Below are 22,886 nucleotides of genomic sequence, written 5' to 3'. Positions count from 1 at the left end.
TCCCTGTGTCCCTCCCCCTCCTCTTCGAGGATGTGACGTGATCGAATCAAGCTCGTGGCGATCACTCATGGAAACTTAATCGTTTAAGGAGCAAGTCGCAAAAGGAAAAACGTAATATTACTACCAATGTCTAAAGGATTTGTTCGAACGAACGCGGCCTACCCAAGCCGCAACAATGGCTCTGCCAGACCCGGCGTCTTCAGGGCGGCGACGAACAGGTCGCCGGCCTGGAGCTCGCGCTGGCGCTGCGCTTCGCCCATACCTTCGCGAGCGGTGGTGATATACAGCCGATCGAGGCGCCCACCGCCGAAGGCGGGACAGGAGGGCTGCGAGGTGGGCACGCGAATCTCATCGATGATCCGAGCGTCCGGCGACAAGCGCACGACCTTGCCGGCCCCCCACAGGGCCAGCCACATGGCGCCCTCGCTGTCGACTACCGCACCGTCGGGGGCACCCTCGCGTGCCGCGCTATCGAACCAGGGCACTGGCTCGCCAAGTGGCCAGCCCTGCGGATCGAGCGCCCAGGTGAAGACCATCCCGCGCGCCGTATCGGCGAAATAGGCCCGTTTGCCATCGGGCGAAAAACTGATGGCATTGGGGATGGTGATGCCGCTACGCAGCCGCACCAGTTCACCACGATGCAGGCGATACAGGCTGCCGGCGCCAGGCTCGGCGGCCTTGCCCATGCTGGAGAGCCACAGGTAGCCGTGACGATCGACACGGCCATCGTTGGGACGGGTCAGGGGATTGTCGGCCTCGAAGTCCATCAGCGCCTCTCGCTGCCCCGTGGCGGGCTCGAAGCGTTCCAGGCGGTTCTCGCCGGCCACCATCATCCCGCCACCTTCCAGTGGCACCGCCAGGGAGATATAGCGGCCGAAGTCTGCCCAGTCCGACTCGCCGCTGGCCGGGTCCAGCCAGTGCAACCGGCCGGCGAGGATATCGCACCAATAGAGACGGCTGTCAGCGGCATGCCACAGCGGCCCTTCCCCCAGCTCACAGCCACAGGCTAGCACCTGCCTCGCTTCGTGCCCGTTCATGTCGCCCTCCCGGCGGCCTGCCAGGCGGCCACCAGGGTGCGGGCCCGTGCACCTACCTCGGCCGCGCTGAACCCTGGCCGGTAGAGTGCGCTGCCCAGCCCGGCGCCATCCACGCCGGCGGCGCGCCAGGCGGCGAAGTTATCGGCACCGATGCCACCGACGGCGTAGAGTTCGGTCCCCGCTGGCAGCACGGTGCGCACCGCTTGCATGCCTTCGATGCCCACCTGCACTGCGGGAAACAGCTTGAGGCCACTGGCGCCGGCGTCCAGGGCATCGAACGCCTCCGAGGGGGTGACGATACCAGGCAGCGAACGCATGCCCAGGTGCACGGTCTCCTCGATCACGGCCGGGCGGCAGTTGGGCGATACGATCAGGCGCCCTCCAGCAGCATGCACCTCGCGCACCTCGGTGCGGGTCAACACGGTACCGGCGCCGATCAGGGCGCGCTCGTCGAAGCGATCGACCAACAGGCGGATGCTCTCCAGGGGATCGGGGGAGTTGAGCGGCACCTCGATGCGGGTGATCCCGGCGTCCAGCAACGCTTCGCCGATCTCCACGGCGTCATCGGGGGTGATACCGCGGAGAATGCCTACCAAGGGAAATGACATGCGGCCTCCGTTCAGGTTGCGTCGAGGGCGCGCCTGGCCTGACCCAAGCCGGCCAGCACCGCTCGTTCGCTATCGATGATGCGACTCTGGATTTCCAGGGTCTCCAGTGCCAATGCATAACGCCGACATAGCGCCTCGGCTCCGACCAGGCTCACCGGCTCGCCGGGCGGCAACTCCACGCCGATCGCGGCCAGCTCGAGGCCGATCGCAAGACCGGAAAGGCGTGCCGCGAGAATGGCAGCACGCGCGTCGCCCCTCGGCAGGTTCGCGTCGAGCAGATCGCTGGCGCGAATGCCGAACAGCCGCTGGCTGAAACGGGCGGGCTGGGCGACGCTCTCGCCTACCGCCGTCACGAACGCCTCGCGGCATGACGTATCGTCCAGGTCATCCTCGCCCAGCGAGTGATGCAGGACCGAGCGCGCGGCCAGCAACCGATAGAGTTCGCCGGTCAGAAACGTCTGGAAGCGCGCCAGCTCGCCTTGGAAAAGATACGCCCACTTGGCGTGGGTACCGGGCAAGCATGCCCAGCCCGTGAACCCCATGTCGAGTGCGACCAACCCCGCGAGCTGCGTCTCCTCACCGCGCATCACGTCGAACTCACGCCCGGAAGCGTCGCGCTGTTGGCAAAGCCCCGGCAGCAGGCAAACCCGCAGACGGGAATCCTCCACGTCGGGCATCACGGCACCATCGAGCAGCGCCTCCAGGCGAGTGGGCACTTCGCGATAGGCGGCTTCCCGCCAGCCCTGCCGGGCCCCGGCCATGCCACAGACGACCACGTCGACGACACCGCTCTCCGGCAGCCAGTCGGACACCGCGCCCAGCAGCGCCGCCTCGTAGTGCTCCGGCTTCAGGGCCAGCATGCCCTGGTCGGAGCCGCCCTGGGCCAGTACCTCGCCGGCATCGCTCATTGCCCAGGCGCGCAGATTGCTCGACCCCCAATCCACGGCAATCCAGCCAAGCCGCTCACGGCTAACCATGCTCACCTCCCTTACCATTCGGCGACCGAGCCGTCTTCATGCGTCCACACCGGATTGCGCCAGCGGTGCCCCACCTTGGCACGTTCCTCGACGAAGCCTTCGTCGATCTCCACACCTAGCCCCGGGCCTTGAGGGATAGCACAGAAACCGTCCTCGATCTTGAGCGCCGACTTGTCGACCAGATAGTCGAGCACGTCGTTGTCCTGGTTGTAGTGAATCCCCATGCTCTGCTCCTGGATGAAGGCGTTATGGCACACCGCATCCAGTTGCAGCGAGGCGGCCAGGGTCAACGGGCCCAGGGGACAGTGCGGCGCCAAGGCCACGTCATATGCCGAGGCCAAGGCGGCGATCTTCAGCCCCTCGCTGATGCCACCGCAATGCGACAGATCCGGCTGCACCACGTCGACCATGCCATCGGCGAGCAGGTCGCGGAATTCGAAGCGGGTATGCAGCCGTTCGCCGGTGGCGATGGGGTAACCGAGCCCGCCGGCGATCTGCTTGAGGCATGGCAGGTGCTCGGGTGCCACCGGCTCCTCGACGAACATCGGGTGGAACGGCTCCAACTCGCGCAGCAGCGCCTTGGCCATGGGCCGGTGCACGCGGCCATGGAAGTCGATGCCGATCCCCACGTCCGGCCCCACTGCCTCGCGCGCTTCGGCCACGCGAGCTACCGCCTCGTCGATCTTGCGGTGCGAGTCCACGATCTGCAGTTCCGGGGTGCCGTTCATCTTGAAGGCGGTGAAGCCCTGTTCGACCAACTCCCTGGCGCCGGCGCCCACATCGCTGGGTCGGTCGCCGCCGGTCCAGGCGTACATGCGCATCCTGTCGCGCACCGCGCCGCCCAGCAACTGGTGGACGGGTACGCCGAGATCGCGCCCCTTGAGATCCCACAAGGCCTGGTCGATGCCGGCAATGGCCGACATCAGGATCGGCCCACCGCGGTAGAAACCCGCACGATAAAGGGTATTCCACAGGTGTTCGATACGGTGCGGATCCTGACCGACCAGGTAGTCGGCCAGCTCGTGCACCGCGGCCTCGACAGTGGCCGCCCGCCCCTCGATTACCGGCTCGCCCCAACCATAACAGCCCTCGTCGGTTTCGATCTTGAGAAACAGCCAGCGCGGAGGCACCTGCCAGGTCTTGAGTCGCGTGATTTTCATCAGGAAGCTCCTTGTAGTTGAGGAACGGAGGACGTCGCTGCGGCTACCTCGGTGGCGGTATCGCTCGTCGTCAGCCCCAGGTCGCTGGCGGTACGCTCGAGAACCTGGCGGGCCGCCTGGTGCGCCGCCCGCGGCTGGCGCAGGCGAATCGCCTCCATCACCCGCCAGTGGCGCTCCAGACTGTCATCCAGGGAACCGGCCTGGTGGTGGGAGTGCTGGATCAAGGCGACGATGGAGGGACGCAGCAAATGCCCCATCTGGCGCCATACCAGGTTATGGCTGGCACGGTAGATGGCTGCATGGAAGGCCACATCGTGCTCGGCATGCTCAGCGCGTCGCTCAGGCGTGTCGGCACTATCGCGCATGCCGAGATAGGCACCCTCGAGTCGCGCCAGGTCCTGAGCGTCCGCGGCACTGGCCGCCAGCTCGGCGACATGCGGCTCGGCCGACAGGCGGAAGGCGAAGATCTCGCGTACCAGTTGCGGATGCGGCGCCGCAAGGCCGGTCATCCAGTCGCTCATCTGCGGATCGAGCAGGTGCCAGTCGCCGATCTCGCGGACTCGCGTGCCGCGGCCGGCGGTGCGCTCCACGAGCCCGGTGCTGGCCAGGCTGACCAGCGCATTACGGACGCGGTTGCGACTGACGGCGAGGTGACGGCCTAGCTCCAGCTCCGTGGGAAAATCGTCCCCCGGTGACCAGAGCCCCGAGAGAATGGCATGGGCCAGGGTCCTGGCCAGCGCCTCGGCATCGCCATCGTACGGGGCCGGGGCAAGCCGGGAGAGACGGGAATCGGGCATGACGGCTGGCCTCCTCGTCACTGCGAAAACTATAATCAGACAAATCATAGAAAATGTCTGACAATTAAACAAGCGCAAAAAAGGGCGCGCGGAAAACTCCGCGCGCCCCTTGGCGTCAGGTGACGATCAGCGGCTTACTCGGCCACGACCACCACGCGAACGCTGGCACTGACTTCGGCGTGCAACTGCAGCGCGATGTCGTATTCACCGGTCTGGCGAATCGGACCTTCCGGCATGCGCACTTCGCTCTTGGCGATATCGATGCCGGCCTGCGCAATGGCCTCGGCCAGATCACGCGGCCCGATGGAACCGAACAGCTTGCCTTCGTCGCCGGCCTTGGCGACCAGCGACAACTCGATTTCGGCGAGCTGGGCAGCACGAGCCTCGGCTTCAGCCTTGCGCTCGGCGGCCTGAGCTTCGAGCTCGGCGCGCTGGGCCTCGAAGGCTGCCACGTTTTCCTTGGTGGCCGGCACAGCCAAGCCATAAGGCACCAGGTAGTTGCGACCATAGCCAGGCTTGACGGTGACCTTGTCACCCAGGGCACCCAGCTTGCCAATCTTGTCGAGCAGAATGACTTCCATCTCGTTAACCTCTTGTCAGTCGCTGCGGGCCACGCGCACGCGGAAATCCGCGAGCGTATCGATGAAGGCCAACAGCAGCACTATCAGAATCATGGGCCAGGTGGTAATCAGCAGCACATAGAAAGCCACCAGCCAGAGCCCGTTCATCCCCTTGATACCAATAATACCGTGTATCAGCGCGATACCCGCCACCAGTAGCGGCACCCAGGCGAACATGGCCAGCGCCGGGAGCCCCAGCACCATGCTGATCACGCCCAGCACCACCAGCGTCACCAATTCCCTGGGCGCCAGACGCAGCGTATGAAACTCGCTGCGAAAACCGCCCGGGTTATAGAGCCCGGCCTGCCAACTCCGTGCCAGGGCCAGACAGGCCACGGCCGCCAGCAGCACGATCAGGCCGGTGATGCCACCGATCAGCAGTGCCGCTATCTGTTCCGTGGCGATCCCCTGGTCGGCGAACTCCGTGAGCATGCGCTCGACCTCCGGCGATCCCTGACGCACCTGTTCGAGCAGGGCACCAGCACCGCCGGGGGGCAGGAAGATGCCCAGCTGCACCATACCGGCAGCGACCAGGGCGCCGGCGATCAGCGCCTCACTCCAGCGCATGCGCGAACGCAGCACCACGGCCATCAGCGTCACCAGCAGGACACTGGCCAACGGAATGGCATCCCCTTGCATCCACCACCAGCCGGACGGCAGGGCGGCGCCAAGGATCACCGGCATGGCGGGTCCCAGTCCGCGGCGCAGGGTCACCAAGGCGGCAACGGAAGCGCTCAACCAGAACAGCCAGGGCACCACTGCCGCCAGGGCCGCGGCCCCCGCCGCATGGGGGGTGCCGCGCATCAGCCAGCGGGCGATCGGAAGCATCACGCGATGGGCTTACTGGTGGCTATCGGTGTACGGCAACAGCGCCAGGTAACGTGCCCGCTTGATGGCGGTGGACAGTTGACGCTGATAACGCGCCCGCGTGCCGGTGATACGGCTCGGGACGATCTTGCCGGTCTCGGTGATGTAGGCCTTGAGCGTATCGATATCCTTGTAATCGATCTGCTTCACGCCTTCAGCGGTGAAACGGCAGAACTTGCGGCGACGGAAAAAACGTGCCATTGAAAGTCTCCTCTACGTGCGGAATCAGTGGGCTTCTTCAGCGGTTTCGGTGGAGCGCTCGCGCGGCCGGTCTTCGCGACGCGGACGCTTCTCTTCCGCCGGCTTCATCATCGGAGAGGCTTCGGTGATGGCTTCCTTGCAGCGCACGACCAGGCTGCGAATGATGGCGTCGTTGAAGCGGAAGATGTTCTCGATTTCATCGAGTGTCTCGCCGCGGCATTCGACGTTCATCAGCACGTAGTGAGCCTTGTGGATCTTGTTGATCGGGTAGGCCAGATGGCGGCGCCCCCAATCTTCCAGGCGATGTACGGTACCCCCGCTCTCGGTGACGAGGCTGGTATAACGCTCGACCATCGCCGGAACCTGTTCGCTCTGGTCCGGGTGGACCATGAACACGATTTCGTAATGACGCATGATATCTCCTTACGGTTTGGCAGCTTCCAGAGGGACCGTGAGCACGATGCCAGGGGAAGCAAGGAGTGATTTTCGGGTGTGAATACCCAACCGAGCACTCGGATGGGCCGCGTAATTGTAGTGATCGCCTTACGCCGTTGCAAGCCGACGCTGACGCACCGCCTCAAACAGGCAGATGCCGGTGGCCACCGACACATTGAGGCTGGATACCTGGCCGGCCATGGGCAGCTTGACCAGCCCGTCGCATGCCTCACGGGTCAGACGCCGCAGCCCCTTGCCTTCGGCGCCCATCACCAGCGCACAAGGACCAGTATAATCACCGTCGTAGACACTGGCCTCGGCCTCCCCGGCGGTCCCCGTGATCCACACTCCCAGTTGCTTGAGACGCGCCATGGCTCGTGCCAGATTGGTGACCTGATAGACCGGTACCGTTTCAGCCGCACCACAGGCGACCTTGCGCACCGTGGCATTGAGCGGGGCCGCCTTGTCCTTGGGCACGATCACCCCGTGCACGCCAGCGGCATCGGCGCTACGCAGGCAGGCGCCAAAGTTGTGCACGTCGGTGACGCCATCGAGGATCAGCAGCAGCGGCGGTTCTTCCCGCGGCCAGGCGCCGAGCTTGAGCCACAACGATTCCTCGCCCTCCGCGGCCAGCGGCGGGCAGAAGGCCACTATGCCCTGGTGGGCCGCCCCCTGGGACAGGTCATCGAGGGCCTCGCGGGACTGGGCGACGACACGCGCACCACGCGAGCGGGCGCACTCGATCAGTTCCGAGAGGCGCGCGGCGGCGCCACCTTCCTGGATCCATAACTCGCGCGGCGCCTCGCCGCGATCGAGCAGTGCGCGCACGGCATGCACGCCATGCACCGCATCGAAGTTGCCAGGCGCCTGTGGGCCACGACGGCCGGAGCGTCGTTTCTTGATCACCACTAACGTTTCCCGCCCCGTGATTTGCGCGGCCCGCGACGAGGACCCTTGGCGTCTTCTCCCTCGCCGCCGCGGGGCTTGCGACGCCGCGAGCGGGACTTGCCGGCCGGCTTGTCGGCGGCCGATTTGTCACTGGCGGTGGCGCCCGGCGCCCCCTGATCGAGCCCTGGCTTGCGGCGAGGAGCGCGTTTGTGCCGCGGCTTGTCGTCGACCAGGTCGAAGTCGATCTTGCGTTCATCCAGATCGACCCGCGCCACCAGCACCGTGACACCGTCACCGAGGCGATAGGCGATACCGGAGCGCTCCCCCTTCAAGCGGTGCTTCTCCGGCTCGTAGTGGTAATAATCGGAGGGCAACGAGGTGACATGCACCAGACCTTCGACAAAGACCTCGTCGAGACGCACGAAGATACCGAATTGGGTCACCGAGGCGATAGTGCCCTCGAACACCTCACCGACCTTGTCGGACATGAACTCGCACTTCAGCCAGTCTTCCACATCGCGGGTGGCATCGTCGGCACGGCGTTCGGTCATCGAGCAGTGCTCGCCGAGTTCGACCATCTGCTCGAAGGTGTAGGGACACCACTTGCTTGGCGGATCTACCGGCGCTCCCTCGGCGCGCAGTACGGTGGCGGTCTGGCGCGGCCCGCGGATCACCGAGCGGATGGCACGATGCACCAGCAGGTCCGGATAGCGACGGATCGGCGAGGTGAAATGGGCGTAGGCCGGATAGGCCAGGCCGAAATGGCCCTCGTTGTGCGGCGAATACACCGCCTGGTTCATCGAACGCAGCATCACCGTCTGGATGATGTCGGCATCGGGGCGATCCTTGATCACCTCGCGTAGCGCCTGATAGTCCTGCGGCGTGGGATCGTCGCCCCCGCCCAGCGACAGCCCCAATTCGTTGAGGAACAGCCGCAGCCTGTCGAGACGCTCCGGAGGCGGCGGCTCGTGGACGCGATACAATGCCGGCAGGTCGTGCTTGTCGAGGAAACGGGCGGTGGCCACGTTGGCCGCCAGCATGCACTCCTCGATGATCTTGTGAGCATCGTTGCGCTGCCGCGGCACGATGGTCTCGATCTTGCGCTCTTCATTGAAGATGATCGCCGTTTCGGTGGTCTCGAAGTCGATGGCACCCCGTTCGATGCGCGCCCCGCGCAGCAGCTTGTAGAGGGCGTGCAGATTCTCCAGCGACGGAACCAGTTCACGATACTGCTCACGCAGTTCACGCCCTTCGGCAGTGTCAGACTCCTGGAGTATCTTGCCGACCTTGTTATAGGTCAGGCGCGCATGAGACCGGAAGACGGCTTCATAGAAGCGGTAGCGGCTGATCGTGCCGGTTTTCGAGATGTTCAACTCACACACCAGGGTCAGACGATCGACGGCGGGATTCAGCGAACACAAGCCGTTGGACAGCAGCTCCGGCAGCATCGGCACCACCTGGCCCGGGAAGTACACCGAGTTGCCGCGCGTGTGGGCTTCCCGATCGAGGGCACTGCCGGGACGCACATAGTGGGAGACATCGGCGATGGCCACCACCAGCTTCCAGCTCCCCGACTTGGTCTTCCAGGCGCACACGGCATCGTCGAAGTCCTTGGCCGTCTCGTCGTCGATCGTCACCAGCGGCAGGTGGCGCAGATCGATGCGGTGCGCCTTGTCCTGCTCGAGGACTTCGGCGGACATGCCGGCGATCTGTTCGTCGACGTCCGGGGGAAAGTCCGCGGGGATATCGTGACTGCGAATGGCAATATCGATTTCCATGCCGGGGTCCATGCGCTCGCCGAGCACTTCGACCACCTCGCCTACCGGCTGTACCCGGGTCTCGGGCTGCTGGACGATACGCGCCGAGACGACCTGCCCATCCTTGGCGCCACCACAGGCGCTATGGGGAATGATCACCTCCAGGGGAATACGCGTATTCTCGGGGATCAGCACCCCGAACTCGGCATTGTTCTGGCGATAGACGCCAACGATGGTCTGGGTATTGCGGGCGATGATCTCGGCGATGGTGGCCTCATCGCGGCCACGGCGGTCACGACCACTGACGCGTACCAGCACGTGGTCGCCATGGAAGACCCGACGCATCTGCCGTGGTGGCAGCACCAGGTCGGGCTTCTTGCCATCGTCGCGAATCAAAAAGCCGAAACCGTCGCGGTGTCCCAGCACCTTGCCCTTGATCAGGTCGAGCTTGTCGATCAAGGCGTAGGCGCCACGCCGATTGCGCAGCACTTGGCCATCGCGCTCCATGGCCGCCAGGCGCCGGCGCACGGCCTCCATCTGCTCCTCGTCCTCGAGGCCCAGCATGCGGCTCATGTTCTCATGCGTGATGGGTTTGCCGTACTCTTCGAGCCGGGCGAGCAAATACTCGCGGCTGGGCACGGGGCTATCGTACTTGTGGGCTTCACGTTCCGCGTGGGGGTCGTCGCTGAGCGTCCAATGAGTCATGCGGTAAACGTCCTTGAAAAAGAATAAGCGAGACAACGCGGGCGTGAGGCAATACAACGGGGATTCATGATCATGGCAGCAGTATAGCGCCGCGAAAGGCGTGACCCAACCATCCACTGTTTTCTTGTGTCGGACCGGCCCTCGATGAGGGGCCAAAAAGTCCTCCGCGCACGCTGCCAGAGGCTTGCATTGTTCGAGGGAATCGGTATCATACGCGCCACTTGCCCAGGTGGCGGAATTGGTAGACGCGCTAGCTTCAGGTGCTAGTGTCCGTAAGGACGTGGAGGTTCAAGTCCTCTCCTGGGCACCATCGATATCCGGGCGTCATGTGGATATCGCGGGATGAAGATCCCACCGCTCTTCAAAGCTCGATAGGCTTGTGTTCGCCCAGGTGGCGGAATTGGTAGACGCGCTAGCTTCAGGTGCTAGTGTCCGTAAGGACGTGGAGGTTCAAGTCCTCTCCTGGGCACCATCGGCCCAGCCAAGCGAACACAGCCGACATGACACGCCCAGGTGGCGGAATTGGTAGACGCGCTAGCTTCAGGTGCTAGTGTCCGTAAGGACGTGGAGGTTCAAGTCCTCTCCTGGGCACCATCCCCGGTGCTCCCATCGTGTCATGATCGTTTCCCGACTTTTTCTTTGCCATGTTTTTTCCGAATAGCGACGTCTCGCAACAAGCGCGAGGTTTTCGTCTGCCCGGCACGGGGACGCTATTCGTAACGTCCCGGCAGGCGTGCCACCTTCTCCAGAGCCCACCCCTGAGTATGTATTCGCCCTTCCAGCAACGTAGCCGTCTCTTGCGGCAGGTTGGGAAAGAAATTCAAGCCGGTGCGCGCCTCGACCTCATCGATACTCACCACATAGCGATCCAGAGGCTCATTTCCCCTGACCGTCTGGGGCATGATGAAAGCCAGCGCCAGCGGCTCCTTGGCGGGCACCACGATGATCTTGTAGAAAGCCGCGGGGACTTCCACCAGCCCCACACGATTAAGCGCATTCTCGAAGAACCGCTCGGGAAACACCGGTCCGGTGATCACCTGCAGTGTGCCGAAACGCGGAACGAAATGATCGATTACCACTTCTTCCAACCGTTGCCATAGTCGACGATTGAGATCGGGACGCTGCGGCGAAATGTTGCTCATCAGGAAGGTATCCTGCTGGGCGGCGCGGCCATGCACGGCAGCGATGGCATAGTTGGGCGCCAGATGGCCGCGATCGTAACCGCTACCGAAATAGCTATCGGCGGCGATCGGCCACAGGGCACGCCAGTCGCGCTGGAAATCCGGACGCGATCCGGCACGCGGGTTCTCCACGGCGCGCAGATAATAGCTCACCCATAGCGGGTTGACGCGCACGTCCGACCACCCCACCAGAAAGCCATCGTTGCGCAACACACGATGCACATTGGTTGGCGTCAGGGCGTCCCAGGTGGGCACCCCCATCCAGCTCAGTCGATCGCGATAGTCCTGCTCCTGGGTGTACCACAGCCCGGTGGCGACCAGGACGAATACCAGGCTGATACCGAGATTGCGCGCCTGACGGCGCCACAGGGAAGTCCGTTTTCTCATTGAGCGACCACTTACTTACATCAGACACGCCGGCACTGGTTGCCGACACCCGCGAGCGGCCACGATCCATCACCACTCCAGCAAGGACTTACCAACCCACCGAGAACATGGTCTCCAGGTCATGGCGGGAGTGCACCTGCATGGCGTTGAGGGTCTCGGTGTCGCGAATGCCCTCGACCCGATTGAGGTGTTCGGTGACCAGTTGAGCCAGGCTCTCGAAATCACGGGTACGGGCGATGGCCACCAGGTCATAGCGGCCACAGGTGGAGTAGACTTCGCTGATGCCCTCGACATCGGCCAGACGCTCGGCGACGGCCCTGACCTGGCCCTTCTCGGTATTGATCAGAATTACGGCATTCTGCATGATCATTCCTCCTAACTGGCTGCCAACCTGCTGGTGTCGGCAACAATAGCGGTGGCGCGAGTATAACAGTGCCCCCGCTTCGACAGAATCGGCATCATCGCGGCAGCGTCTTGGGTGCCTATAGGGCTTCCTCCAGAGCCAGCAGGCGCTTCTTCAGTGCCTGCCCTCCGCTATAGCCACCCAGGCTATCGACAGCCACCACCCGGTGACAGGGGATCAACAAGGGCAAGGGATTGGCACCACTGGCTGCGCCAATCGCACGCGCCGCCTTGTCGCGCCCCAGGCGCCGGGCCAGGTCGCCATAGGTGCGCGTCTCGCCATAGGGAATGCGCAGCAGCGCCGCCCAGACCGCGCGCTGGAAATCACTGCCTTGGGGCGCCAGCTCGAGACTGAAGGTATGCCGGCGCCCTTCGAGATAGCCCAGCACCTGGTCGCGGGCCTCTCGAAAGCGCTCATCATCACGCTGCCAGTCATCCGGAACCGTCAATGCACCGTCGCCCTCCATGAAAACCAGATGACTCAGTCCCGACTCCTGCCCGGCGATCAAGATCTCGCCCATTGGCGATGGAAAGCGACAGTAATACATGCTCACTCCTTGATAATTCATCGGTGCACAGGCGTCCGCGACCGATTGCCGCATCGCCATGGCGGAATTCGCGCCCCCCAAGGCCTTTCGTCTAGGATGAAAAGACGAACTCCGGATCACCGCATCTGTCGGAGCTCAGGCGATAACAAAGTTGTAGAACGGCCAGCATCAAATGGCCAGCTACCTGTCCCGTGTCCACCGACGTCGGAACAGGCAGAGGCGGAGCTTGCCAGCGCTAGCCAACCGCCCGGTAACCGTGACGTGGAGCACCTCACTGCCCCTGGCAAGGCAGTGCCGGTACTCATTAAAGGATGATAAAGGAGAGACCATGGCAAATCAGAGTCGTCGTGACTTCATGCGCCACAGCCTGCTGGGCCTCGCCGCCCTGCCACTGGGTGTCGGCGTACTGTCCAGGACCGCTTTCGCACAGGATCTGCCACGCCTGGATCCGAATTCCCCGGATGCTCAAGCCCTCAACTATGTGGAAAATGCCAGTGATGCCAGCGATCATCCGGCCTACGAGGAAGGCGAAACCTGTTCCAACTGCATGTTCTTCCAGCCAGATAGCGAAGGCTGCCAGCTCTTTCCCAACAACAGTGTCGAACCAGGTGGCTGGTGCCAATCCTGGACGGCACGTAGTGGCTAAAGGACGCTCTTTCTTCCCCTGAATGTCAATGCGCCGCTGGCCTGGTCAGCGGCGCATTGGCGTTGAGGTGTCAATCGCGAAGGTCGTCATCGGGCAAGGGCCACTGGTAACGACGCACCACTTCGTCGTCTTGGATCGACTCCAGCTTGACCGGGAATCCCCACAGTTGATACAGATGGCGCATTACCGGGTAGACGCTCTTGGCCAGCGGCCGACGACGATCCTGGACATGGCGCAAGGTCAGCGAACGATCGCCACGGATATCGGCCGAATAGATCTGGATATTGGGTTCCCGCACGGATAACGCATACTGCGTCGACAGCTCCTCACGGATGCGTTGATAGCCGCGCTCGTTGTGGATGGCGCTGACGGTCAACATTTCATCCTGATCGTCATCGACCACGGTGAATAGCTTGAGATCGCGAATCACCTTGGGCGACAGGAACTGCTGGATAAAGGACTCGTCCTTGAAGTTGCGCATGGCGAAATGCAAGGTTTCCAGCCAGTCGCTGCCGGCGATGTTCGGGAACCAGTGGCGGTCCTCGTCGGTGGGTTCCTGACAGATGCGCTTGATGTCGCTGAACATCGCGAACCCCAGGGCATAGGGGTTGATGCCATTGTAATACGGGCTGTCGAAACCCGGCTGGTTGACCACCGCGGTGTGCGACTGCAGGAACTCGAGCATGATTCCCTCGTCGACCAAGCCCTCGTCGAACATGCGGTGCATCAGGGTATAGTGCCAGAAGGTCGCCCAGCCCTCGTTCATCACCTGGGTCTGGCGCTGGGGGTAGAAATACTGTGCCAGCTTGCGCACGATACGCACGATCTCGCGCTGCCAGGGCGCCAGCAACGGTGCGTTCTTTTCGATGAAGTAGAGCAGGTTCTCCTGGGGCTCCGGTGGATAGCGACCACTCAGGTGCAGGCCAAGCGGATCTTCCTCGTCGAACTCGTCCTCATGATTTTCGCCACGCTGGCGGTCGGGAATGGTGCGCCATAGCATGTTGACCTGTGACTGCAGGTAGGCCTCGCGTTCCGCTTGACGCTGAGCCTCTTCCTCAGGGGAGATCGGCGAGGGTCGCTTGTAGCGGTCGACGCCATAATTCTGCAAGGCATGACAGGCATCGAGAAGTTGCTCCACCGCCGTCACGCCATGACGCTCCTCACACTCGTCGACGTACTTGCGGGCAAATACCAGGTAGTCGATGATCGACCCGGCATCGGTCCAGGTCCGAAACAGATAGTTGCCCTTGAAGAAGGAGTTGTGCCCATAGCAGGCATGCGCCATCACCAGCACCTGCATCATCAGGGTGTTCTCTTCCATCAGGTAGGCGATGCAGGGGTCGGAGTTGATCACCAGTTCGTAGGCCAGGCCCATTTGCCCGCGGCGATAGGCCTGCTCCACGGCCAGGAACTGCTTGCCGAAGGACCAGTGGTGATAGCCTACCGGCATGCCCACACTGGCATAGGCATCCATCATCTGCTCCGAGGTGATCACCTCGATCTGGTTGGGGTAGGTATCGAGACGATACTCATCGGCCAGTCGGGCGATCTCCTGCTCGAAGTCGTGCAGGATATCGAAATTCCAGTCGGAACCGGTGGCGATGGGAGTGCGTCGGGTCATACATCCTCCTGGAGGCGGACCAGTTCAGGCTTCGGCGCGACGACGGAACAGTTCGCGGAATACCGGATAGATGTCCCCCCCTTCGACGATCTGGCGCATGGCGAAACGTGACGGGAACTCGGCCGCCACCGTCTCGTACTCCTCCCAGAGCGCCTGATGGGCGTGGGGAGTGATCTCGACGTAGGTGAAGTACTGCAGTCGCGGCATCAAGGACTTCAGCAACAGCTCGCGGCAGGTAGTGGAGTCGTCGTCCCAGTTGTCGCCATCCGAAGCCTGCGCCACGTACAGGTTCCACTGCGAAGGCGGATAGCGATCGGTGACGATCTCGTCGACCAGGGACAAGGCACTGGACACGATGGTTCCGCCGGTTTCCCGGGAATAGAAGAATTCCTCTTCATCGACCTCCTTGGCCGCCGTATGGTGGCGCACGAAGACCAGCTCGACCTTCTCGTAGTTGCGTTCCAGGAACAGGTACAACAACAGGAAGAAACGTTTGGCGATGTCCTTGTGTGACTGGGTCATGGACCCGGAAACGTCCATCACACAGAACATCACTGCCTTGTTGGACGGTTGCGGTTGATTGATGAGGTTGTTGTAGCGCAGGTCGTAAGTGTCGATGAAGGGCACCGCTTCGAGACGCTTCTCGAGGCGCTCGATCTCGGCCTTGAGTTCGGCGATCCGCGATGGGTTTCGCAATACCGAGTCCTTGCGTTCTTCGGCCTCCAGCGCTGCGCGAGCTTCGCGCAGCGCACGGCGAATCGGCGCGCGCATGGCAATACGCCGCGCCTGGGCTTCTCGCATGGAGCGCACGATATTGATACGTGCCGGCACGCCATCGCGCGAGATTCCCGCGCGCACTGGACGCACCTCCTCGAGATCCAGCAGCTGCTTGCGCTCCAGGTGTGGCAACTCCAGGCCATCGAAGACGAAGTCGAGAAATTCCTCGCGCGTCAGGCTGAAGGCGAACTCGTCCATGCCTTCGCCCTGGTTCGAGGCGCCGCCTTCCCCGGCGCCACCGCCGCCACCGCCGCCACTGGGTCGACGCAGGCGATCGCCTTCGACGAACTCCTTGTTGCCAGGACTGACGATACTGCGCTTCCCGCCGGGGCCATGCTGGAATACCGGCTCGGAGATGTCCCGGGTCGGGATCGACACCTTCTCGCCGCGCTCCATGTCGGTGATCGAACGGCGGTTGACCGCCTCCTCCACGGAGCGCTTGATATGCGTCCGATAGCGGTCAAGAAAGCGCTGCCGGTTGACCGCACTCTTGTTCTTGGCGTTGGCTCGTCGATCGATGAAATAGCTCATACTGACCTCCACGGCGGTCGGCCTGCCTGCGGCTCACCTCATTGCGACTTGCGCACGCGCAGGTACCACTCGGACAGTAGCCGCACCTGCTTCTCGGTGTAGCCGCGATCGACCATGCGCGCCACGAAATCCTCGTGCTTCTTCTGATCCGCCGCCGTCGCCTTGGCGTTGAACGAGATCACCGGCAGCAGCTCCTCGGTGTTGGCGAACATCTTGTGCTCGATCACCCCCCGGAGCTTCTCGTAGGACTGCCAGCTCGGGTTCATGCCATTGTTCTGAGCCCGCGCCCGCAGCACGAAGTTGACGACTTCGTGTCGGAAGTCCTTGGGATTGGAGATACCGGCCGGCTTCTCGATCTTCTCCAGCTCCTCGTTGAGGGCCTGACGGTTGAACAGCTCGCCGGTCTCGGGGTCGCGATACTCCTGGTCCTGGATCCAGAAATCGGCATAGGTGACGTAACGGTCGAAGATGTTCTGACCGTATTCGGAATAGGATTCGAGGTAAGCCGTCTGGATCTCCTTGCCGATGAAATCGACATAGCGCGGCGCCAGGAACTCCTTGATGAAGCGCAGGTAGCGCTCGAAGGTCTCCTTGGGCAATTGCTCCTGCTCCAGACGCTGCTCCAGCACGTACAGCAGATGCACCGGGTTGGCGGCGATCTCATGGTTGTCGAAGTTGAACACCTTGGACAGGATCTTGAAGGCGAAGCGTGTCGACAGTCCCTGCATCCCTTCGTCGACACCGGCGGCATCGCGGTATTCCTGGATCGACTTGGCCTTGGGATCGGTGTCCTTGAGATTCTCGCCGTCATAGACGCGCATCTTGGAATAGATGCTCGAGTTCTCGGGTTCCTTGAGTCGCGAAAGCACCGAGAACTGCGCCAGCATGCGCAGGGTATCCGGTGCACAGGGTGCCTCGGAAAGCGAGGAGTGCTCGAGCAGCTTCTTGTAGATGTTGATTTCTTCGGTGACCCGCAGGCAATACGGCACCTTGACGATATAGACACGGTCAAGGAAGGCCTCATTGTTGCGGTTGTTACGGAACGTCTGCCACTCGCTCTCGTTGGAGTGGGCCAGCACGATACCGTCGAACGGGATCGCCCCCATCCCCTCGGTCGGGTTGTAGTTGCCTTCCTGGGTCGCGGTCAACAGCGGATGCAGCACCTTGATCGGCGCCTTGAACATCTCGATGAATTCCATCAGCCCCTGGTTGGCCTTGCACAGCCCCCCGGAGAAGCTGTAGGCATCGGGGTCGTCCTGGGCGTACATCTCGAGCTGACGGATGTCGACCTTGCCCACCAGCGAGGAGATATCCTGGTTGTTCTCGTCACCCGGCTCGGTCTTGGAGATGGCGATCTGGTTGAGACGCGAGGGAAACAGACGCGCCACCCGGAACTGGGAGATGTCGCCACCGTACTCCTGGAGCCGCTTGGCAGCCCAGGGTGACATGACGCTCTTCAGGTGACGACGCGGGATGTTGTACTCCTTCTCCAGCAGTTCACCGTCCTCCTCCGGCGAGAACAGACCGAGCGGCGACTCGAAGACCGGCGAGCCCTTGATGGCATAGAAGGGCACCCGCTCCATCAACAGCTTGAGACGTTCGGCCAGCGACGACTTGCCGCCCCCCACCGGCCCCAGCAGGTAGAGAATCTGCTTTCTCTCTTCCAGGCCCTGGGCCGCATGGCGGAAGTAGGCAACGATCTGCTCGATGGCTTCTTCCATGCCGTAGAACTCGGAAAACGCCGGGTAACGACGGATCACCTTGTTGGAGAAGATCCGCGAGAGTCTCGAATCCTTGGCGGTATCGATCACCTCAGGCTCACCAATCGCCATCAGAATGCGCTCGGCGGCCGAGGCATAGGCCGTTGGATCGCTGCGACACAGCTCCAGATACTCCTGCAGACTCATCTCTTCCTGCTGAACCCGTTCGTAGCGATTCTGCACATGATCGAAGATGCTCATTGAAGCCTCCTTAAAGCGCAATTCCCCGGCCTGAGAACGAACCTCAAGACTGCCGAGGCGGCGTATCTATCAGCTTAGACAGATTTAGTTGCGGACGGTCCACGAAGCCATTCAACGCAACGCACGAATGCACGCCAGCTACCCATGAGAGCGATACGGCGTCACAAGGTTCGTTGAATCTCTTCAGGAATTTTGAACGCAACCCCGAACGGCATCGCACCGACCATGCCGTTCGGAGCGATGCCGTCGTGTCACAGTGAAGCCAGCGACTCGCGAATATCGGCCAGCGGGGCGTCGAGCAACTCGGTCGTGGTGTTCCAGGCGCAGACGAAGCGCACGCCCCCGGCCCCGATAAAGGTATAGAATGTCCAGCCGCGTTCACGCAACCGCCCGATGGCCGTCGGTGGCAGGCTGACGAAGACACTGTTGGCCTGGGCGGGGAACATCGCCTCCACCCCCGGCAGAGAAGCCAGCCCCTCGGCCAGATAACGGGCCATGGCGTTGGCGTGCTCGGCATTGGTGCGCCAGACGCCACTTTCCAGCAACCCCAACCAGGGGACTGCAATGAAACGCATCTTCGAAGCCAGTTGGCAGGCCTGCTTGCAGCGCCAGGCGAAGTCCTCGGCCAGATCGCGATTGAAAAACAGAATCGCCTCGCCCATGGCCAGGCCATTCTTGGTTCCTGAAAAGCATAGTGCATCGACGCCCACCTGCCAGGTCAGTTCCGCCGGTGTGGCATCCAAGGCGGCACAGGCATTGGCAAAACGCGCCCCTTCCATGTGCAGGCGCAAGTCGTGTTTGTCAGCCATGGTACGAATGGCCAGCAATTCCTCTCTTAAGTAGACGGTGCCAACCTCAGTGCCCTGCGTCAATGACACCCCACGCGGTTTGGGGTAATGGATGTCGCTGCGCTTGGTGACCAGGGCCTCGATGCCCTCGGGGGTCAGCTTGCCGTGCTCACCGCTGGCAGTGAGCAGTTGGCACTATTGGAAAAAAATTCCGGCCTCCGACAGGGTACCATCGCGAGCCATGAGAAACGGCACAGATCCTGTGCCGTTTCTCAGTCTATCACCGTCTTGCGTCAGGAGGACGAGCTCAAAGTATCGCGGCCAAGCGGGTTCCCTGCTCGATGGCGCGCTTGGCATCGAGTTCCGCCGCTTCATCGGCACCACCAATCACATGCACCGCCACACCGGCCTCCTGCAGGGGGGCGAGCAGGTCGCGCACCGGCTCCTGGCCGGCGCAGATCACGATGCTGTCGACCTCGAGCAGGCGCGGCTCACCCTCGAGTCGAATATGCAGCCCCTCGTCGTCGATGCCCTGATACTCGCAGCCGGCGAGGGTTTCGACCCCGCGGTGCTTGAGCGAGGCGCGATGCACCCAGCCGGTGGTCTTGCCGAGCTCCTTGCCGGGCTTGGAGGTCTTGCGCTGCAACAGGGTTACCTGGCGCGGCGTCTCGGGGCGTGCCGGACGTTTGAGACCGCCGCGTTCACCGACTTCGAGATCCACGCCCCATTCATCGCACCAGGCGCGGGGGTCTTGTGCCGGATGGCCGATATGGGTCAGCAGCTCGGCGACATCGAAGCCTATCCCCCCGGCGCCGATGATCGCCACTCGCCGGCCGACCCGCTCGGGGTGGATGATGGCCGTGGGATAGCGCATCACCTTGGGATGTTCGATGCCCGGCAAGTCCAGCTCCCGCGGCCTCACCCCCGTGGCCAATACCACCGCATCGAAACCCTTGAGGATCTGCACGTCAACATCGATATTCAGGCGTACCGTGACACCGTACTTGTCGAGCATCGCCTTGTAGTAGCGCAGGGTCTCGTCGAACTCCTCCTTGCCGGGAATCTTGCGGGCATAGTTGAACTGTCCGCCCAGTTCGCCCCCACGCTCGAACAGCACCACCCGATGACCGCGACTGGCGGCGGTGACGGCGGTGGCGAGCCCGGCCGGCCCGCCACCGACCACGGCGATGTCGCGAGGCATCTCGACGGGGACGATCTCGAGTTCGGTTTCATGGCAAGCCCGCGGGTTGACCAGACAGGAAGTCAACTTGCCCTCAAAGGTATGATCGAGGCAGGCCTGGTTGCAGGCGATGCAGGTATTGATCTCCCGACCCCGGCCCTCACGCGCCTTGACCACCCACTCGGGATCGGCGAGGAAGGGGCGCGCCATGGACACCATGTCGGCATGCCCGTCGGCCAACACGCGTTCGGCGATCTCGGGCATGTTGATGCGATTGGTAGTGATCAAGGGGATGGACAGCTCGGCCTTCATGCGCCGGGTGACCTCGGTAAAGACGGCACGCGGCACACTGGTGACAATGGTCGGCACCCGCGCTTCGTGCCAGCCGATGCCGGTGTTGATCAGGCTGGCACCGGCCGCCTCGATGGCCCGGCCCAAGGCCACCACTTCCTGCCAGGAACTCCCCTCTTCCACCAGGTCGATCATCGACAGGCGAAAGATCACCAGGAAATCGGGCCCCAGGATCTCTCGGATCCGCTTGACGATCTCCACCGGGAAGCGGATGCGGTTCTCGAACTCACCCCCCCAGGCATCGCTGCGCCGGTTGGTGCGTGTGCAAATGAACTGATTGATCAGATAGCCTTCCGAGCCCATCACCTCGACACCGTCGTAGCCGGCTTCACGAGCGAGCTGGGCGCAGCGCACGTAGTCCTCGATCTGGCGTTCGACGTCCTCGGCGGTGAGTTCCCGCGGCACGACAGGGTTGATCGGTGCGCGAATCGCCGAGGGTGCCACCGGCTCGGCAGAATAGGCATAGCGGCCGGCATGCAGGATTTGCAGGCAGATCAGCCCCGCTTCGGCGTGCACGGCCTCAGTGACCTGGCGATGCTGTGCGGCCTCCTCGGCAGAGGTCAGCTTGGCCGCGCCCTCGAAGACCGCTCCCTCGGGGTTGGGCGCAATGCCGCCGGTGACGATCAATCCCACCCCCGCCCGGGCACGTTCGGCATAGAACGCCGCCAGGCGCGCAAAACCATCGGGAGCCTCTTCCAGATTGGTGTGCATGGAGCCCATCAGGATCCGGTTCGGTAGCGTCACGGCCCCCAGTTCCAGCGGTCGGAACAGATGCGGATAATCGGTCACGGTCGATGCCTCGCTCGCGGCAAAATTCAAACAACTGTATGACATTGTGGCTACAGAGTGTAGCCGAGCCATTCCAGGACGCAATCCCGACCATGGATTAAGCGCTATTCAGACACGCCCTGTGCGATCGAGTTTCATGGCGGGCGTTCACCGCCCAGGCCGACGCAGCCACGTGCCGAGGTGGGGTGTTTCCGCAACGCAAAACCCCGAGTCGGACGACTCGGGGTTAGGGAATTCGATATCGATAGTGGCGGACCGGACGGGACTCGAACCCGCGACCTCCGGCGTGACAGGCCGGCATTCTAACCGACTGAACTACCGGTCCGCATGGTGGGTGATACTGGACTCGAACCAGTGACCCCCAGCATGTGAAGCTGGTGCTCTAACCAACTGAGCTAATCACCCTATCGATCGGGCAGGGCAGGGCAGAAAGTATCGAGGATACTCGACGTCAGCGCAAGATGGCGGACCGGACGGGACTCGAACCCGCGACCTCCGGCGTGACAGGCCGGCATTCTAACCGACTGAACTACCGGTCCATATCGCGAAGCTGACCCGAGGGCCGACGACGCGGATCCTGGCATCTGACAGTGACAGCGGCCTTGCGCTGTCGAGCGGAAAGTGGCGGACCGGACGGGACTCGAACCCGCGACCTCCGGCGTGACAGGCCGGCATTCTAACCGACTGAACTACCGGTCCGCATATTTTCCAGCGTGAACGAGATCATCGCCAGGCGATGGTGGGTGGTACAGGGTTCGAACCTGTGACCCCCAGCTTGTAAGGCTGGTGCTCTCCCAGCTGAGCTAACCACCCTCGGTCACGTGGCGCTGCATTCTACAGGGGCGACCGCCAATGTCAATGCTTTTCGACTCCCCGAGCCAGGCATCCATGGCACTCGGATTTTTCATCGCTTTCATCGACTTGCTTTGCCCGGCATGGCCCTTCAGTGATGGGCAGACATGTGTCCGCCGATGGCCCGCGCCGCCTCATCGATGAGCGAGTCCTGCGTATGGCCGGACACCTTGCGCGGCTTCCAGTCGTGCTCGCCATCCTCGAGAAAATGAACCCGAGCCTGAGTAGGCAGGTCATAGCCTTCGATGTCGTCACGCCCCCCGAAAGGGTCGCGGGTCCCCTGCACCACGAGGATCGGACACGCCAGCAGCGGCCAATGTGCCAGACGGGTCTTCTCCGGCTTGCCGGGCGGATGAAAGGGATAGCCACACAGCACCAGTCCGGCGGCGCCATCGCGGGCCGCGAGCAGACTGGCCGCGCGACCTCCCATCGACTTGCCACCCAACCAGGGTGCCGGCAGATGAGGATGTGACACGATGTCGCACCATGACGCCAGCTCATCGACCAACCGGTCGATCCGCGGCGGCGGCCGGCGGCGCCCTTCCTCGCGCATGCGCTGCATATACTCGAACTCGATGGCCAGGCTCTGCACACCCTGTTCGGACAGGGCCGCGCGCAAGCGCTGCATGAAGGTCGAATCCTGGCCAGCCCCCGCACCATGGGCCATCAGCACGCGTCCATGGCGAGCCTCGCCCATCGCCTCCAACGGCCCGTGTCCGGCGACGCGGAGACGCCCCAGAAACCCCTCGCCGAGGCGTTCGGCGACCGCCTCGGCGGTCAAATGGTTGCGGTCCTGACGTTGCCCTATCGGCACGTGATT

General features: G+C 63.0%; 20 protein-coding genes, 8 tRNA genes and 1 pseudogene. 4 read left to right on the top strand and 25 right to left on the bottom strand.

Annotated features, from left to right (window positions below; translation table 11 throughout):
- Positions 1 to 158: 158 nt before the first annotated feature.
- The 11 genes from ACFOEV_RS13770 to rnr form a co-directional block, all read right to left on the bottom strand.
- Positions 159 to 1,037: an SMP-30/gluconolactonase/LRE family protein gene (locus ACFOEV_RS13770; RefSeq protein ID WP_386774858.1), complete on the bottom strand. Its 879-nt coding sequence runs from the start codon at positions 1,035 to 1,037 to the stop codon at positions 159 to 161.
- A complete protein-coding gene (locus ACFOEV_RS13765) occupies positions 1,034 to 1,645 on the bottom strand; it encodes a 2-dehydro-3-deoxy-6-phosphogalactonate aldolase (RefSeq protein ID WP_386774856.1) in 612 nt (203 codons plus the stop codon). The genes ACFOEV_RS13770 and ACFOEV_RS13765 overlap by 4 nt, the downstream gene beginning before the upstream one ends.
- A gap of 11 nt (positions 1,646 to 1,656) precedes the next feature.
- Positions 1,657 to 2,622 carry a 2-dehydro-3-deoxygalactonokinase gene (locus tag ACFOEV_RS13760; protein WP_386774854.1) on the bottom strand — a complete coding sequence of 322 codons (966 nt, stop codon included), beginning with the start codon at positions 2,620 to 2,622 and terminating at the stop codon, positions 1,657 to 1,659.
- An 11-nt stretch (positions 2,623 to 2,633) separates the two neighbouring features.
- Positions 2,634 to 3,782 (bottom strand): galactonate dehydratase, encoded by a 1,149-nt coding sequence (gene dgoD, locus ACFOEV_RS13755; RefSeq protein WP_386774852.1) that lies wholly within the window; start codon positions 3,780 to 3,782, stop codon positions 2,634 to 2,636.
- Complete coding sequence (locus ACFOEV_RS13750; RefSeq protein WP_386774850.1) at positions 3,782 to 4,579, bottom strand: FadR/GntR family transcriptional regulator; 798 nt, start codon at positions 4,577 to 4,579, stop codon at positions 3,782 to 3,784. The genes dgoD and ACFOEV_RS13750 overlap by 1 nt, the downstream gene beginning before the upstream one ends.
- Before the next feature lie 134 nt (positions 4,580 to 4,713).
- A complete protein-coding gene (gene rplI / locus ACFOEV_RS13745; protein ID WP_386774848.1) occupies positions 4,714 to 5,160 on the bottom strand; it encodes a 50S ribosomal protein L9 in 447 nt (148 codons plus the stop codon).
- A 15-nt stretch (positions 5,161 to 5,175) separates the two neighbouring features.
- Complete coding sequence (locus ACFOEV_RS13740; protein ID WP_386775135.1) at positions 5,176 to 6,027, bottom strand: hypothetical protein; 852 nt, start codon at positions 6,025 to 6,027, stop codon at positions 5,176 to 5,178.
- Between the two features lie 12 nt (positions 6,028 to 6,039).
- Positions 6,040 to 6,267, bottom strand: coding sequence for a 30S ribosomal protein S18 (gene rpsR, locus ACFOEV_RS13735; RefSeq protein WP_016415881.1), 228 nt, complete (start codon positions 6,265 to 6,267; stop codon positions 6,040 to 6,042).
- A 24-nt stretch (positions 6,268 to 6,291) separates the two neighbouring features.
- On the bottom strand, positions 6,292 to 6,681 hold the full coding sequence (gene rpsF, locus ACFOEV_RS13730) for a 30S ribosomal protein S6 (RefSeq protein WP_386774845.1): 390 nt from the start codon (positions 6,679 to 6,681) through the stop codon (positions 6,292 to 6,294).
- Positions 6,682 to 6,810: 129 nt separating this feature from the next.
- Positions 6,811 to 7,608, bottom strand: coding sequence for a 23S rRNA (guanosine(2251)-2'-O)-methyltransferase RlmB (gene rlmB / locus ACFOEV_RS13725; RefSeq protein WP_386774843.1), 798 nt, complete (start codon positions 7,606 to 7,608; stop codon positions 6,811 to 6,813).
- A 2-nt stretch (positions 7,609 to 7,610) separates the two neighbouring features.
- A complete protein-coding gene (rnr, locus tag ACFOEV_RS13720) occupies positions 7,611 to 10,052 on the bottom strand; it encodes a ribonuclease R (protein ID WP_386774841.1) in 2,442 nt (813 codons plus the stop codon).
- A gap of 223 nt (positions 10,053 to 10,275) precedes the next feature.
- Here rnr and ACFOEV_RS13715 point away from each other — a divergent pair.
- The 3 genes from ACFOEV_RS13715 (at position 10,276) to ACFOEV_RS13705 (ending at position 10,646) form a co-directional block, all read left to right on the top strand.
- Positions 10,276 to 10,362, top strand: a tRNA-Leu gene (locus ACFOEV_RS13715).
- A 75-nt stretch (positions 10,363 to 10,437) separates the two neighbouring features.
- Positions 10,438 to 10,524 (top strand) — tRNA-Leu (locus ACFOEV_RS13710).
- Between the two features lie 35 nt (positions 10,525 to 10,559).
- Positions 10,560 to 10,646: transfer RNA gene (locus tag ACFOEV_RS13705), tRNA-Leu, on the top strand.
- A 116-nt stretch (positions 10,647 to 10,762) separates the two neighbouring features.
- Here the strand turns inward: ACFOEV_RS13705 and ACFOEV_RS13700 are convergent.
- The 3 genes from ACFOEV_RS13700 to ACFOEV_RS13690 all read right to left on the bottom strand — a co-directional run bounded on the left by ACFOEV_RS13700 (position 10,763) and on the right by ACFOEV_RS13690 (position 12,570).
- Positions 10,763 to 11,620, bottom strand: a complete 858-nt coding sequence (locus ACFOEV_RS13700) for a DNA/RNA non-specific endonuclease (RefSeq protein ID WP_386774839.1) — start codon at positions 11,618 to 11,620, stop codon at positions 10,763 to 10,765.
- 88 nt (positions 11,621 to 11,708) lie between these two features.
- The gene (locus ACFOEV_RS13695; protein WP_386774837.1) at positions 11,709 to 11,984 is read right to left on the bottom strand and encodes an Lrp/AsnC family transcriptional regulator; all 276 of its coding nucleotides are present in this window, start codon (positions 11,982 to 11,984) and stop codon (positions 11,709 to 11,711) included.
- A 118-nt stretch (positions 11,985 to 12,102) separates the two neighbouring features.
- Entirely contained in the window at positions 12,103 to 12,570 is a 468-nt protein-coding gene (locus ACFOEV_RS13690) for a methylated-DNA--[protein]-cysteine S-methyltransferase (protein WP_386774835.1), read from the bottom strand.
- A 328-nt stretch (positions 12,571 to 12,898) separates the two neighbouring features.
- On the opposite strand from ACFOEV_RS13690, the gene ACFOEV_RS13685 reads away from it, so the two are divergent.
- Positions 12,899 to 13,216, top strand: a complete 318-nt coding sequence (locus tag ACFOEV_RS13685; protein WP_386774833.1) for a high-potential iron-sulfur protein — start codon at positions 12,899 to 12,901, stop codon at positions 13,214 to 13,216.
- A 70-nt stretch (positions 13,217 to 13,286) separates the two neighbouring features.
- Here the strand turns inward: ACFOEV_RS13685 and ACFOEV_RS13680 are convergent, their stop codons facing one another.
- The 11 genes and pseudogenes from ACFOEV_RS13680 to ACFOEV_RS13630 form a co-directional block, all read right to left on the bottom strand.
- Positions 13,287 to 14,837, bottom strand: coding sequence for a SpoVR family protein (locus tag ACFOEV_RS13680; protein WP_386774831.1), 1,551 nt, complete (start codon positions 14,835 to 14,837; stop codon positions 13,287 to 13,289).
- Between the two features lie 24 nt (positions 14,838 to 14,861).
- Positions 14,862 to 16,145, bottom strand: coding sequence for a YeaH/YhbH family protein (locus ACFOEV_RS13675; RefSeq protein WP_386774829.1), 1,284 nt, complete (start codon positions 16,143 to 16,145; stop codon positions 14,862 to 14,864).
- A gap of 38 nt (positions 16,146 to 16,183) precedes the next feature.
- Entirely contained in the window at positions 16,184 to 18,106 is a 1,923-nt protein-coding gene (locus ACFOEV_RS13670; RefSeq protein ID WP_386774827.1) for a PrkA family serine protein kinase, read from the bottom strand.
- A gap of 251 nt (positions 18,107 to 18,357) precedes the next feature.
- Positions 18,358 to 19,118, bottom strand: a pseudogene (locus ACFOEV_RS13665) (threonine aldolase family protein); the annotation flags it as partial.
- Positions 19,119 to 19,201: 83 nt separating this feature from the next.
- Entirely contained in the window at positions 19,202 to 21,259 is a 2,058-nt protein-coding gene (locus ACFOEV_RS13660) for an FAD-dependent oxidoreductase (RefSeq protein WP_386774825.1), read from the bottom strand.
- Between the two features lie 203 nt (positions 21,260 to 21,462).
- Positions 21,463 to 21,539: transfer RNA gene (locus tag ACFOEV_RS13655), tRNA-Asp, on the bottom strand.
- A 3-nt stretch (positions 21,540 to 21,542) separates the two neighbouring features.
- Positions 21,543 to 21,619, bottom strand: a tRNA-Val gene (locus tag ACFOEV_RS13650).
- Between the two features lie 57 nt (positions 21,620 to 21,676).
- A tRNA-Asp gene (locus ACFOEV_RS13645) sits at positions 21,677 to 21,753 on the bottom strand.
- A gap of 83 nt (positions 21,754 to 21,836) precedes the next feature.
- Positions 21,837 to 21,913: transfer RNA gene (locus tag ACFOEV_RS13640), tRNA-Asp, on the bottom strand.
- A 38-nt stretch (positions 21,914 to 21,951) separates the two neighbouring features.
- Positions 21,952 to 22,027 (bottom strand) — tRNA-Val (locus tag ACFOEV_RS13635).
- A 130-nt stretch (positions 22,028 to 22,157) separates the two neighbouring features.
- On the bottom strand, positions 22,158 to 22,880 hold the full coding sequence (locus ACFOEV_RS13630; protein WP_386774823.1) for an alpha/beta family hydrolase: 723 nt from the start codon (positions 22,878 to 22,880) through the stop codon (positions 22,158 to 22,160).
- Positions 22,881 to 22,886: the final 6 nt, after the last annotated feature.

The organism is Litchfieldella rifensis, from assembly GCF_042646605.1.
Lineage (GTDB): Bacteria > Pseudomonadota > Gammaproteobacteria > Pseudomonadales > Halomonadaceae > Litchfieldella > Litchfieldella rifensis.
This window is presented reverse-complemented; position numbering and strand designations above follow the sequence as displayed.

Coding starts and splice junctions, on each gene's coding strand:
- ACFOEV_RS13700 (WP_386774839.1), bottom strand. CDS start 11,620: ATGAGAAAACGGACTTCCCTGTGGCGCCGTCAGGCGCGCAATCTCGGT.
- ACFOEV_RS13740 (WP_386775135.1), bottom strand. CDS start 6,027: ATGCTTCCGATCGCCCGCTGGCTGATGCGCGGCACCCCCCATGCGGCG.
- rplI (WP_386774848.1), bottom strand. CDS start 5,160: ATGGAAGTCATTCTGCTCGACAAGATTGGCAAGCTGGGTGCCCTGGGT.
- ACFOEV_RS13675 (WP_386774829.1), bottom strand. CDS start 16,145: ATGAGCTATTTCATCGATCGACGAGCCAACGCCAAGAACAAGAGTGCG.
- dgoD (WP_386774852.1), bottom strand. CDS start 3,782: ATGAAAATCACGCGACTCAAGACCTGGCAGGTGCCTCCGCGCTGGCTG.
- ACFOEV_RS13760 (WP_386774854.1), bottom strand. CDS start 2,622: ATGGTTAGCCGTGAGCGGCTTGGCTGGATTGCCGTGGATTGGGGGTCG.
- rpsF (WP_386774845.1), bottom strand. CDS start 6,681: ATGCGTCATTACGAAATCGTGTTCATGGTCCACCCGGACCAGAGCGAA.
- ACFOEV_RS13660 (WP_386774825.1), bottom strand. CDS start 21,259: ATGTCATACAGTTGTTTGAATTTTGCCGCGAGCGAGGCATCGACCGTG.
- ACFOEV_RS13680 (WP_386774831.1), bottom strand. CDS start 14,837: ATGACCCGACGCACTCCCATCGCCACCGGTTCCGACTGGAATTTCGAT.
- ACFOEV_RS13770 (WP_386774858.1), bottom strand. CDS start 1,037: ATGAACGGGCACGAAGCGAGGCAGGTGCTAGCCTGTGGCTGTGAGCTG.
- ACFOEV_RS13695 (WP_386774837.1), bottom strand. CDS start 11,984: ATGCAGAATGCCGTAATTCTGATCAATACCGAGAAGGGCCAGGTCAGG.
- ACFOEV_RS13670 (WP_386774827.1), bottom strand. CDS start 18,106: ATGAGCATCTTCGATCATGTGCAGAATCGCTACGAACGGGTTCAGCAG.
- rpsR (WP_016415881.1), bottom strand. CDS start 6,267: ATGGCACGTTTTTTCCGTCGCCGCAAGTTCTGCCGTTTCACCGCTGAA.
- ACFOEV_RS13685 (WP_386774833.1), top strand. CDS start 12,899: ATGGCAAATCAGAGTCGTCGTGACTTCATGCGCCACAGCCTGCTGGGC.
- rnr (WP_386774841.1), bottom strand. CDS start 10,052: ATGACTCATTGGACGCTCAGCGACGACCCCCACGCGGAACGTGAAGCC.
- ACFOEV_RS13690 (WP_386774835.1), bottom strand. CDS start 12,570: ATGTATTACTGTCGCTTTCCATCGCCAATGGGCGAGATCTTGATCGCC.
- ACFOEV_RS13750 (WP_386774850.1), bottom strand. CDS start 4,579: ATGCCCGATTCCCGTCTCTCCCGGCTTGCCCCGGCCCCGTACGATGGC.
- ACFOEV_RS13765 (WP_386774856.1), bottom strand. CDS start 1,645: ATGTCATTTCCCTTGGTAGGCATTCTCCGCGGTATCACCCCCGATGAC.